This window comes from Pseudomonas sp. LBUM1674, assembly GCF_059695635.1.
Genome location: NZ_CP166779.1, coordinates 269,816 through 281,553, shown reverse-complemented (window position 1 = coordinate 281,553; position 11,738 = coordinate 269,816). Strand labels below are relative to the sequence as shown.

The window sequence follows — 11,738 nt, the reverse complement described above, 5'->3', positions numbered from 1 at the left end:
AGGTATTTGCGAGCAAATGAGAACGGATCCGAAATTTTGCCTCTAAGCAGGTGTGAGAAAGATCCCGTTGTGCATAAGCGCTACGTCAAATGAACATAACCACCCCACAAATCCTCAACTATCTTTGCCAAGCGCCAGAATTGTCTGACGCTCAATCAGCAAGGAGCTGGGAACAACATGAGCACATTGAACAGTGCACAGGAAGCGGTCGACACCGTTGCCAACCAAGCCATCGAGGCGGCGCTGCAGCAAACCTTCGCCGTAGGCGGCGCCATCATCAACAATGCCACCGGCGAAGTCATCGCCGCGCTGCATAACAATGTGCTTATGCCCTTTCCCGGCAGTGGCACCCCCTACTTCCTGCCCCATGACCCGACCGCCCACGGTGAACGACAGTTGGTGGACTGGTACTACGAAAACGTCGCGCCACTGAACCTGCCGCCACCCAGCCAATTGACCGTCGTCACTACGCTGGACCCGTGCGCGATGTGCGCCGGTTCGCTGCTGACCGCAGGCTTCAACGTCGCCGTCAGCGCGATCGATGACTACGCCGGCATCAACTACAACAGCCAATTCAACTTCCCGTCTCTACCGCCGCAGATCCGCCAACAGGCGCAAGACACCTGGGGCTATTACGCGATTGCGGCGCCGGTCAGCCGCGCCTATCAGGGCTCGAACCGTCCGGTGTTCGGTGGCGAGACTATCGATTCAGCGGCCTACTTCCTTACCAGTTCGATCTTTTCCGCCAGCGTCAACACCGTGCGCGAGGCCAGCAACAACAGTGGCCTGCCGCCGGACCAACTGCAAAACCCGGCAAACCTTCCGGCCAGCAGCAAAGTGCGCAAGGCACTGACCGCACTCAGCCCGTTCGCCCTGACCGTCCAATCGGCCAACCCCCGCGACCCCGGCGCAGAACTCGCGCCACCGCTACTGAAAACCGCGCAGCAAGGCACGGTATTCAACTCGGTAGCCCTCATCGACCCGTTCGGCAACCTGCTGGTGTGCCTGGCAGGCGTCGAGAACCAATCCCCGATTCGTACAGCCTTCATGGAAACCACCCGCAGCTATGCGGTCATGCGCTGGACCCTGATGAACGACCCTGACCCGGCCGTTCGCGCCCAGGCCGAGCAATACCTGACGCATCCCAAGTACGGCACCTTCGTCTTCCTCTACGCCCCCGACCCTACCACGCCACAAGCCGTGATGACCTTCGGCGCCTACGGCTCGACCATGGAAGGCCCCGTGCCACAGAGCTATCCGTCCAACCTGCAATACGTGCTGCTACCGGCTGCCACCACCCCACAGGCATTGTCGACACTGGCCCAGAACCTGCCGCCGTTCTATACCCAAAGCGTGCAAGTGGCGCCCGCGCAGGTGCTGAGCCAGGACCTGATCAACGCCGTCAAAAACGGCGTCTGAGGCGTTAAAGCAACTCCATTGGCCAGTCCCGCGGAAGCACTTGCGGGCCTGGCCTGACGCCTGCGCAAAAATAGTCTGAATTCAGGGGTTTACAGAACCAACCCAATCGCTATAATCGTCGCCCAACACGCCGGTATAGCTCAGTTGGTAGAGCAACTGACTTGTAATCAGTAGGTCCCGGGTTCGACTCCTGGTGCCGGCACCATACAAAACGAAGGCTCGCAGAAATGCGGGCCTTTGTTGTTTCTGGAATCCAGAAACCCTACGGTTGCACATACCCCTGTAGGAGCTGCCGAAGGCTGCGATCTTTTGATTTTCAGATCTTCGCCCCATGATCCTGCGGCGCAGATGAGGTGATGCAAAGTCAACTCCATGTCGATTGAAGCTGCCTACAGGCGCCTTTGCTTTTATGAAGATCAAAGCTTGCCTCTGTATTAAAAAAATAAATCAGTCCCCTTTTCTACTCCCGCTCTCAGATACCGCTCCTGCCTGTGGCCCTTCGCCGAGAAAGGGAGCGGTTTCCACTTCCAGCATCAACAACACCATTTCCGTCAACTCGGCGTCGGACTTCTGTCCCGCATAGAGGTCATGGAGTGCTTTGGCGAACGGAATACGCAGGTCTTGGTTTTCTTCGCGGGCGGTATCGCTGTATTGCATTAGTTCGCCGATGGCTCGCAGCACAGCCGCTTGCCACCGAGCGGTGGTCCTCGGACCATCGCTGGTGATTGCAATCAACTTATCCTTCGTCAGCTGGCGAAGGGCTGGTTCCCGCAACGGCTTAAGCGGCTTTGGATTGCGAGTGATCTTTGACATACCGGATGATACTCAGCGTTTCCTGCCGGAACTGCTCGTAGTCGATCTGCTGGGCGTTAATAAAGGTGCTGCCCATCATGGTCAACGCCCCCATAAAGCCGGCTTCGGAAATTTCCTCGTCGCTCGCGCCAAACAAGCGCGCGGCTTCGGTATGGAACAGGGCGCAATACTTACAACGGGTCGCCCCGGACACCGCCAGACCTATCAACTCCTTGTACTTATTAGGAATCTTGGTATCCGCCAGCCAGAAGTCCCGGGCCACGCCCCAGAATCCGCTCGCTCCGCCTTCCGGCATTTGCTTAATCCACTCTGGTACCTGACCCAGGGTCTGTTCAATTTCCCTATAGGTATCTTGAATGGCCATTTGACACCTCCTGCCTCTATAGAGACATCTGCTCCAGAGATACAACCAGTTTAGTTCGCTGGTGGCCATACCAGAGCAAGCAGCAGGACGACTTCAGCAATGAATTCTTAAACATCGTAGAAACAACAAGATGGATTTAGATTTTTTTGGCGTACCACTAAGTACCTGGAGTTATCAAACTTGGCGGGTGGGCTCAGAGACGATACAAGGGGCGTAGTAATTCGGTACCATACAAAACGAAGCCCTCATAAAAATACGAGGGCTTTGTTGTTTATGCCGTTTGGAAAAAGTCAGATTAGTGACCCGCGCTCTGCCCACCATCGACATGTAAGATTTCACCAGTGACAAAATTGGCGCTGTCCAGATACACAACCGCCTGAGAAATGTCGCTGATCTCCCCCATATGCCCAACCGGGTGCAAATTCCCCAGCGCTTCGTGCGTTTCCTCGCCATGCATCGGGGTCTTGATGATGCCAGGGGAAACCGCATTCACCCGTATCCCGCGCTTGGCGTACTCGATGGCCAAAGATTTGGTCGCCGCGTTCAGGCCACCTTTGGTCAGCGAAGCCAGTACCGACGGCACACCATCGATGGCATGGTCCACCAGGCTGGTGGTGATGTTGACGACGTGACCTTTGCCCTGTTTTTCCATTTCGGTGATGGCGAGTTGAGTAATGTAGAAGAAGCCATTGAGGTTCACCGACAGCACATTGGCATAGTCTTCAGCGGTGTATTCGGTGAACGGTTTGGCGACGAAGATCCCGGCGTTGTTGACCAGGGTGTCGATTCGGCCGAAACGTTCGATCGTTTCACTGATGACTTTCTGAGCGACCTCCGGGTCGCCGATGTCGCCCGCCACGGTGAGGATGTCCGGGTCAGTGGACGGTTTGATCGAACGCGAAGTGGCGACAACCTTGTAATCCAGATCACGGAACGCCTTGACCATGCCCGCGCCGAGACCTTGAGAGGCGCCAGTAATAACGATGACTTTTTTCGAACTGCTCATGATGAACCTCTACTAATAAATGATGGTTTTAAAAAGTAAGTAATCAGGCTTCGGCGGGGGCCTTCGCCATTTGTCTCAACATCTGTTCGTAGTACTCGACCGACTGCGAACCGGACACCAGGTGACGACCGTTGAGGACCATGGCCGGTACAGAATTAATGCCGTGTTGCCGGTAAAACGCTTCAAGCTCACGCACTTCGTTGCTAAACGCTCCGGATGCCAGCACTTCACGCGCGCCCTCTGCATCCAGTCCTGCCTCCACCGCCAGATTCACCAGCGTCTCGTGATCGCTCGGGTTCTGGCCGTCAGCGAAGTAGGCGCGCAGCAGGATCTTCTTCAGTTCGATCTGCCGCCCTTCCTGCAATGCCCACAACAGCAGACGGTGAGCATCGAAGGTGTTGTAGAAGTGGCTGCGCTTCTCCAGGTCGAACTTGAAGCCAATGGCGTCACCGCGAGCGATTTGCATCGCTTTGCCGGCGGCGACGTCTTCGGCGGTGCGTCCGTACTTGCGCATCAAGTGTTCTACTGCCTTCTCGCCTTCCGCCGGCATGTTCGGGTTCAGCTCGAAGGGCTTGTAGGTCAGCTCGACCGAGACTTCACCTGCCACATTCCCGATCGCTTGTTCCAGTGCGGTTGCACCCAGGGCGCACCACGGGCACACCACGTCGGAGATGAAATCGATGGAGACGGACGGCGTCACGACTTCTCCTCCTCTTCAGCCAGTTGCTTGCGGTACTGGGTGGTGGTGATGCCGGCGTAGCCCCAGTTATCGGTGTCGACTTCTTCGATCACGATGTGGGTCAGGTGCGGGTCCTTCTTGAGGACACGTTCCAGTGTTTCAGTGATTTCGGCGATCACCTGAGCTTTCTGCTCAGAGGTAACGCCATCGCGGGTAATGCGTACGCTTACGAAAGGCATGAGGAAGATCTCCAGTGACCTGCTCATCGGGATGATGGGTAGGTGTTGGAGCTCAATGTATGAGGTTGGCTGCGGCGGATAAAGGTGGGGGCGGGAACATCATTAGTTACTTGGTGTAATGAGTTCAGTCTCGCAGAACAATCCGGTTGCTTGAAAAACGATCAATCGGTTAGCCTGCGATTATCTTAAATTTTAGATAACTTAAAAGTGGGATTAGATATTTATGGCAGCTCAATTTTTCGACAGCCCATTCCATGTCACCCATGAAAAAGAGGTCGCTAGCAAAATCGCGCTGAAGATGGAGCTATCGATATTCATCACTGACTGCATCAGGACTCTGGGTCTCAAACAAAGTGAGGCCGCAGCAAGGTTGAACGTGACTCAATCACGCGTTTCAGAGCTCAGCACTGGCAAGATCGAGAAATTTACGATTGATGCAATGATGGCCATGCTCGATAAACTCGGCTTTCGCACCACTTTTACCTTAGCGTCCAGCGATGCCGGAACTATGCCTCAGATCGTTATTTCACATGCTTCTGCCTGCTAAATTTTGTGCGAATTTGCGGTAGGGCTTAGCCCCTTCTGATGTAGTCCGTTTTGTTACGTGTCGCATTTTTTCAATTTCTGCGACACGTTATGAGAACGTGTCGCTGAAGACGACATGTTTGGGTCAAATCGCTCCTGCATTAATGGCCTAACCTCAGCGATAGGATGGGCTTGGCTCTCATTCATTTCGCGTACAGATTCCAGCAAGTCCTTTTGAAACTGATCCAATTCAATGTCCATTTCTAAATGCCTCCTTCAGCAAGTCAAATAGGCCACCGGCAGGCTTTCAAATTATGAAAATCATGGCCGGCCAATAATTATTGCCGAGCCATAAAAATTACAAAAACCTTCAACCCACGCCAGCACCTGGCCACGATTGCGCATCCGCCGCCCTCAAGCTACCTTAAAACTGTCGCTGCCAATTCAGCGACCGGGCCTGAGAACCCAAGTAAGATACAGGCGCACAAGCGCCCCAAGTCACGATTGTCGGCGTTTTTTTGTGCCTGCATTTCCGTGTAATGGCGGCTGTGCGTGGGAGACCTTCGGGTCTGCCGGGTTCCTGTATCTCCGGTTTCTCAGCCCGCGCATAGCTGCCACCCATTCGCCTGAGAACGAACGTGGTAGCTCTAACTTTGATTCAGGAGTTTTTGCTAATGCCCGCCATAGTTCCGTCCGAAATTCCCACCTCTGCTACACCGGTCACCACCCTCCACTACCCAAAAAATGGAGGTGCGAAATGATCAACCCCCAAGACCTGAAAACCATCGGCCTCACCCCTTTCTCCTACCACGCCAACGAACCGCTCTTCCGCATCAACGCTGGTGTCCCGGTCATCCAGGCCCTCTCCCACGCATCCGATTTGCTCCACGTCGCCAAGCTTCTTGCATCCGATGCAGCCATGGTTCGCGACACCGATCGGCATGCCTGGGCGTCGCATTACTTGCAGGACATGAGTAAGGCGATCATTGATGATGTGGTGAAGGTGTTGGACGCACCGTGTAACAACCGAGCCAGTAACGTCGTATCGTGATGTAAATCGCACGCGTGAAAATGCCCCGAATCAATCGGGGCTTTTAGCGTTACGACTCGAACCCTGTGTGGTGGATGAAGCCATAACGTGTCGCAATTTTTCACTTTTTTCGACACGTCTTGGGAACATGTCGCCGCGGACGACATGTTGGCGACACGTGTTATCGAAATGGAATTTAGACGACATGAGCGCGGATCGCTTTTCGTAGGAGTCCGGCTTGCTGGCGATGGCGTTATTGATGACGCCATCGCCGGCAAGCCTGGCTCCTACACGATCACGGTTTCTACGGTGACTTGTTGCAGGGCATGGAACGGCGCGAGAGCGGCCTCATCGGCAGTGGCACCGGTAATCAACCGCCACTCCCGCTCAATCGGCGTCCAATGCTGTTGCCGCGCGCGGCCGAGTTTATCGGTGTCGGCAAGGACGACGATTTGCGCCGCCCGTTTGATGATGCATTCCTTGAGATACGCCTGCTGCGCACTCGCTTCGCATAAGCCGAATTCCGCAACCACGCCGTCCGCCCCGAGAAAGGCTTTGTCGACGCTCAACCGACTCAATGTCAGCTCCGCCAACGGTCCCAACGTACTCATGCTCGAACCGCGCAAATCACCACCGATCAAGGTCAGGCGAATACCCGGCGCATTGGCCAGGGTCATCACGGCCAGCAGATTATTGGTCACTACATGCACGTCCTGGTGCGAGCACAGGTGATGGGCCAGTGCGGCGCAGGTGGTGCCGCCGTCGAGCAGTACGGTGTCGCCGTCAGCCGGCTAGAGCCTTGCAGCGCCCACAAAAAAGCCCCGAACCAGTCGGGGCTTATGATCAGTGGTGTTACTTGAACAGTTCGGAATGGCTTCCGAGATCAACAAATGTGATCAGATCGGAACGCGTGTGCTCATAAATCATCAAGAAATCACCGCCTATATGACACTCTCGAAACCCGGCCCAATCCCCCGTCAGCGCATGATCCAGGTACTCGGCCGGCAACGGCTCTCCCAGAAACAGCATGACCATCACCCGACGAACTTCATTCATATCACGGCGACCGGCACGCTTGTATCGCTCCCACGACTTCTTGAATTCAGACGTTTGTGCACATTGCGCGGGCAGCTCAGCGCGCTTTTGCTTTTTCTCCGGTTTCGCCATCAGCGTCCCTCAGCATGTCGTCTATCGAGTCGAACCGCTGGCGAATATCTCGTGCTTGCGTCATGGCGCGGGCCGTTTTCTCCGAAGGGACGCGCACCTCAAAAGGAAGGCCCTGAGTCGCTACGACCTGACGCAAAAAAAGACGCATGGCATCACTGATGCTCAGACCGCACGCACTCAAGACTTCAGTGGCACGCGCCTTTAAATCCTCATCAATGCGGCAACGCACGTCTGTGGTTTTCAGCAATGCACCCATGGTAATAACCTCACCGTTAATTTGTAGCTACATTGGCGCTACCTCGTTTCATTGTGGGTTAGCAGAGTCTTTCTGGTCAACTTCCGTTTGATGGTCGGCTTCAATGCCCAGGGACGGATGCCATCGGCTGGACCGATATTTCAATCGTTCAAGCACGAGATGAATATCAGCCTGATCCCTTTTCGCGCTCTAGAATCGTCCCGATTCAATGCAGGAAATATCTGATAGCGCTGAGCTCTGAATCGCACCCACAAAAAAGCCCCGAACCAGTCGGGGCTTTTCTTTTCGCAGCCTTGAATCAGGCCTCGATACCGCAACCGATCATCAGAAAACGTTGATCGGGTAATCCACAAACACCCGCACTTCGTTGCCGCTGACGTTGTATTCGCTGGATTTCTGCGACACGCGCAAGACTGAGCTGCGCAGTCTCACGCTCAAGTCTTTGGCCGGGCCGCTCTGCACGACATACTTGAACTGGTTGAAGATTTCGCGCTCGGTGCCGCCTTCGCTGGTGGAAGTGGTGATGTTGTCGCCACGCACATAGGCAAAGTTGTAGGTCAGGCCTGGAACACCGAAGGTGGTGAAGTCGAGACCGTAGCCCAGCTGCCAGCTGCGTTCGTCTTCGGCGTTGAAGTCGGACCAGTAGGAGTTCGCCAGGTAGATGGTGTTGCCGCCGTCACCGACGCGGTTTTGATCTTTCTGGTAGCCGCCGTAGGCGTAGCCCAGGTTGCTGTCACCGGTGCTGCGCTGGTGAGCGAGGGTGAAGGAGTGCGCGCCGGTGGCGAAGGTAGCTGCCAGGCTCCAGATCTTGTTGTCATCACCGGTGGCACCGCTTTCGCGGACGTAGGAATCGTCCAGCTTGGTGCGGTAGCCGTTGAAGTCCAGGGTCAGGGACTGATCCTTGTCGATCGGGAACACGTAGTTGGCGTTCACGTATTGCTTCTTCAGCACGTCTTCGACGTCGGAGGCGTACAGCGCAGCCTTGAACTGTTCGGTGAACTGGTAGCTACCGCCCAGTACGTTGATCGATTTCAAGCCACCGCTGTCACGGCCTTCCGCGCTTTTGCGCGATTCGGCGGTGAAGCGACCGGCATTCAGCTCCAGGCCTTTGATCTCCTTGGAGGTGATCAGGGTGCCGGTGAAGCTTTCAGGCAGCAGGCGGCCGTTGTCGTAGCTCAACACCGGCAAGACCGGCATCTGGTCGCCGTAGGTCAGCGTCGTGCTGGAGAGACGAAATTTGACCGCGGCGCCGCCCTTGGACAGGTCGTCAGCCGCGCTGCCGCTATCGCCTTTTTTAAAGAAGTCGATCCCTTGTGCGCCGGTGCGACCTTTGCCGCCATCCAGACGCAATGCGTACAGACCAAAAGCATCCACACCCACACCGACGGTGCCTTGGGTGAAACCGGACGAGAAGGTTCCGATGGCCGCTTGGCCCCACTCGGCCTTGTCCGGGTTGCCGTCTTTGTAGTCGCGATTGATGTAGGCATTGCGCAGCAGCACTTTGAGGCTGCTGTCTTCAACAAAACCCTTGGATTCGGCCTGGTCGTTAGCCATGGCCTGTGTAGCGCTCAACATCCCCAGAGCGATCAGGCTGATTCGCTTGTTCAACATTTTGTTCTTTTCCTTATTACGGGTTGATACGCGCTGTGTCGAACGGCTGAAACGGCGCTATCGCGCTCTTTTTTCACCCCAAAACAAAAAGGCCCGCCCACGAGGAAATCGTGGCGGGCCTTTTTATTTTTTTATGAGTCATGGCGGTTAGCCACAGGCGTTGGGCGGAATCGTAGCCGCGCCGCTAACTGTGTGTCAATTTCATGAATCGTCTGTGAATAGGCGGAAATCGTCTAAGAAATATTGGTTCGGTAACTGCCAGTCGCTCAAGGACGCCGGAGATTTACCGAAACCAAGCGTTGCAGGGACCCTGACACAAACTGAAACAATCAAGGAGCGGAACTTTTCAAGAATAATTAACGAAAGTAAATAGCAAGCATTATCATTCGCACCTCTGCACGCTACAACCCAAAAAAATCCTACGGATGCGTCCTTAATGCCTGCCCCCTTTCGTCTTGCGCCCTTCAGTCTTGGGCTCTCTGCTTTGCTGTCTGCCGGTTTTTCCTACGCTGCTCCAACAACACTGCCTGCAACCTCCATCAGCGCCGAAGCGGAAGCCGATGATCCACGGGTGAAAGAAACCAGTACCGCCACCCGCACCACTACGCCGGTACGTTACGTGCCACAAGCCATCGACTCGATTAAAACCGCGAACGTCGTGGACTACGGCACCAACGATCTCGGCACCGCATTGAGTGGCATTCCCAACGTCAGCAGCGGCGCTGACACTCGTTTCGACAGCCTGCGCATCCGCGGCTTCGACGCCAGCAACGACTTCTACCTCGATGGCATTCGTGACGACAGCCAGTACGTGCGCGACTTGCATAACATCGAACGCATTGAAGTCCTCAAAGGCCCGGCCGCCGTACTGTATGGCCGTGGCAGCCAGGGTGGGATCGTCAACCGAGTGAGCAAACTGCCGGAATTCGGCCGCCGTTCGACCCTCGAAGCCCAAGGCGGCAGCGACGATCTGCGCAGTCTATATGCGGACCTCAGCACCGATCCCGGCGAGAACATCAGCCTGCGTTTGAACATGGGCAACATGGACCAGAACAGCTTCCGCGATGGCGTCAGTGGCAACCGCCAGCTGTTCGCGCCATCGATGAGCTGGCAACTGACACCCGATCTCAACTGGTTGGTGCAGTACGAATACAGCCGCTACAACCGGACGCCGGATCGCGGTATCCCCGGTGTCAACGGACGCCCGGCGGACGTAGATCGGGATACGACCTACGGCAACGAGCACGATTTCATCGACGACAAGTCGCAATCCCTGCGTTCGAAACTCAGCTATGAACTCAGCGACAACTGGCAGCTGCGCCACACCCTGGGCGTGTTCAAGCTCGACAGCGATTTCGACAACACCTACCTGACCGGCTACACCCCGGCGACCAACCGCGTCACGCGACAGCATTGGCAACAGGATCTGACTACCCGCAACGTCTACAACAACGTTGAACTTGAAGGCGGTTTCGATACCTTCGCCCTGGAACATCGCCTGTTGACTGGCATCGAGATCGGCAGTCAGCGCCGTGACCCGACGCTGTACACCGCCGCCACTACCGGGCCTGGCAGCCAGCCGGTGCCGTCGCTGGATCTGAACAACCCGAATCGCGACCTGCGCCACACCGGGCGCATGCAGGTATCCAGCGACAACCACACGGAAGTCGAAAGCCGTGCGGTGTACGTGCAGGATCAACTGCGCCTGAACGATCAATGGCAACTCTTGGCCGGCCTGCGGTATGACACCTTCGACATCGAGTCGACCAACAAGCTGCGAGGTATTTCCGAAGACCGTGACAGCCACAGCACCAGCCCGCGTGTAGGACTTGTCTGGACGCCACTGCAGAATCATTCCTTCTACGCCTCCTGGACCAAGACCTTTTCCCCGGTCGGCGGCGGTTTGATCGGCATCACCCCGGGCGCGGCCGGCAACAGCAACGACCTGAGTCCCGAGCTGACCAAGCAGAAAGAAATCGGGGTGAAGAGCGACTGGCTCGACGATCGCCTGAGCACTACGCTGGCGATTTACGAACTGGAACTCTACAACCGCCGCACCAGCGATCCAAACGACCCGACCATTACCTTGCTCTCCGGCCTGCAACGTTCCCGCGGGATCGAGCTGACCGGCACCGGCAGGATTGCCGGCAACTGGTATGTGCGCGGTGGCGTGGGCCTGCAGGATGCGACGGTCGAGAAGGACAACAACGGCTTTGAAGGTAAACGCATCAGCAACGTGGCCAAGCGCAATGGCAGCCTGTTCCTGACCTGGAAACCGGAAATGGGCTGGTACGCCGAGACTGGTTTGACTCTGGTGGGTGAGCGTTATGCCGACAACCTCAACACCACTGTCCTGCCGGGGTATGGCCGCTGGGACGCACTGGCCGGGTTCCGGCAGAAGGACTGGGATTTGCGCGCGGCGCTGAACAACATCAGCGACAAGACGTATTACTCGTCGGCCACCAGTGCGGCGCAGATTCAACCGGGTGCACCGCGTAGCCTGGTCGTGACTGGTACTTACAGCTTCTAAAACATCGCCTATCCGGTGCGGACCACAAATATTGTGTTCGCGCCGACCCCGTGTGGGAGCGGGCTTGCTCGCGAAGGGGGCGGCACATGCAATATCTTC

At 56.1% G+C, this 11,738-nt stretch carries 13 protein-coding genes, 1 tRNA gene and 1 pseudogene; 5 read left to right on the top strand and 10 right to left on the bottom strand.

Features of this window, described 5'->3' with window-relative positions; translation table 11 throughout:
• Window positions 1-177: 177 nt before the first annotated feature.
• Both ACA067_RS01320 and ACA067_RS01315 read left to right on the top strand, forming a co-directional pair.
• Window positions 178-1,419 (top strand): nucleoside deaminase, encoded by a 1,242-nt coding sequence (locus ACA067_RS01320; RefSeq protein ID WP_497460294.1) that lies wholly within the window; start codon window positions 178-180, stop codon window positions 1,417-1,419.
• 129 nt (window positions 1,420-1,548) lie between these two features.
• A tRNA-Thr gene (locus tag ACA067_RS01315) sits at window positions 1,549-1,624 on the top strand.
• A gap of 242 nt (window positions 1,625-1,866) precedes the next feature.
• Here ACA067_RS01315 and ACA067_RS01310 read toward each other — a convergent pair.
• The 5 genes from ACA067_RS01310 to ACA067_RS01290 form a co-directional block, all read right to left on the bottom strand.
• Window positions 1,867-2,232: a hypothetical protein gene (locus tag ACA067_RS01310; RefSeq protein ID WP_497460293.1), complete on the bottom strand. Its 366-nt coding sequence runs from the start codon at window positions 2,230-2,232 to the stop codon at window positions 1,867-1,869.
• Window positions 2,198-2,596 (bottom strand): carboxymuconolactone decarboxylase family protein, encoded by a 399-nt coding sequence (locus ACA067_RS01305; RefSeq protein ID WP_497439548.1) that lies wholly within the window; start codon window positions 2,594-2,596, stop codon window positions 2,198-2,200. Before ACA067_RS01305 ends, ACA067_RS01310 begins: the two co-directional genes overlap by 35 nt.
• Window positions 2,597-2,891: 295 nt before the next feature.
• On the bottom strand, window positions 2,892-3,602 hold the full coding sequence (locus ACA067_RS01300) for an SDR family NAD(P)-dependent oxidoreductase (protein ID WP_497460292.1): 711 nt from the start codon (window positions 3,600-3,602) through the stop codon (window positions 2,892-2,894).
• 43 nt (window positions 3,603-3,645) lie between these two features.
• Entirely contained in the window at window positions 3,646-4,302 is a 657-nt protein-coding gene (locus ACA067_RS01295; RefSeq protein ID WP_497460291.1) for a DsbA family oxidoreductase, read from the bottom strand.
• The gene (locus ACA067_RS01290) at window positions 4,299-4,520 is read right to left on the bottom strand and encodes a tautomerase family protein (RefSeq protein WP_497460290.1); all 222 of its coding nucleotides are present in this window, start codon (window positions 4,518-4,520) and stop codon (window positions 4,299-4,301) included. Before ACA067_RS01290 ends, ACA067_RS01295 begins: the two co-directional genes overlap by 4 nt.
• Window positions 4,521-4,743: 223 nt before the next feature.
• On the opposite strand from ACA067_RS01290, the gene ACA067_RS01285 reads away from it, so the two are divergent.
• Complete coding sequence (locus ACA067_RS01285) at window positions 4,744-5,067, top strand: helix-turn-helix domain-containing protein (protein ID WP_497460289.1); 324 nt, start codon at window positions 4,744-4,746, stop codon at window positions 5,065-5,067.
• A gap of 53 nt (window positions 5,068-5,120) precedes the next feature.
• Here ACA067_RS01285 and ACA067_RS01280 read toward each other — a convergent pair whose 3' ends face one another.
• On the bottom strand, window positions 5,121-5,306 hold the full coding sequence (locus ACA067_RS01280; protein WP_497460288.1) for a hypothetical protein: 186 nt from the start codon (window positions 5,304-5,306) through the stop codon (window positions 5,121-5,123).
• Between the two features lie 496 nt (window positions 5,307-5,802).
• On the opposite strand from ACA067_RS01280, the gene ACA067_RS01275 reads away from it, so the two are divergent.
• Window positions 5,803-6,096 carry a DUF3077 domain-containing protein gene (locus ACA067_RS01275; RefSeq protein WP_497460287.1) on the top strand — a complete coding sequence of 98 codons (294 nt, stop codon included), beginning with the start codon at window positions 5,803-5,805 and terminating at the stop codon, window positions 6,094-6,096.
• Between the two features lie 266 nt (window positions 6,097-6,362).
• Here the strand turns inward: ACA067_RS01275 and ACA067_RS01270 are convergent.
• The 4 genes and pseudogenes from ACA067_RS01270 to ACA067_RS01255 form a co-directional block, all read right to left on the bottom strand.
• Window positions 6,363-6,848 (bottom strand): annotated as a pseudogene (locus ACA067_RS01270) (DeoR/GlpR family DNA-binding transcription regulator); the annotation flags it as partial.
• A gap of 79 nt (window positions 6,849-6,927) precedes the next feature.
• Window positions 6,928-7,242: a type II toxin-antitoxin system YafQ family toxin gene (locus ACA067_RS01265; RefSeq protein ID WP_497460286.1), complete on the bottom strand. Its 315-nt coding sequence runs from the start codon at window positions 7,240-7,242 to the stop codon at window positions 6,928-6,930.
• Window positions 7,208-7,498, bottom strand: a complete 291-nt coding sequence (locus tag ACA067_RS01260; protein WP_497460285.1) for a type II toxin-antitoxin system RelB/DinJ family antitoxin — start codon at window positions 7,496-7,498, stop codon at window positions 7,208-7,210. Before ACA067_RS01260 ends, ACA067_RS01265 begins: the two co-directional genes overlap by 35 nt.
• A gap of 324 nt (window positions 7,499-7,822) precedes the next feature.
• A complete protein-coding gene (locus ACA067_RS01255; protein ID WP_497460284.1) occupies window positions 7,823-9,109 on the bottom strand; it encodes an OprD family porin in 1,287 nt (428 codons plus the stop codon).
• 436 nt (window positions 9,110-9,545) lie between these two features.
• Here ACA067_RS01255 and ACA067_RS01250 point away from each other — a divergent pair, with 436 nt between their 5' ends.
• The gene (locus tag ACA067_RS01250) at window positions 9,546-11,639 is read left to right on the top strand and encodes a TonB-dependent receptor (RefSeq protein ID WP_497460283.1); all 2,094 of its coding nucleotides are present in this window, start codon (window positions 9,546-9,548) and stop codon (window positions 11,637-11,639) included.
• The last annotated feature ends 99 nt before the right edge of the window (window positions 11,640-11,738 follow it).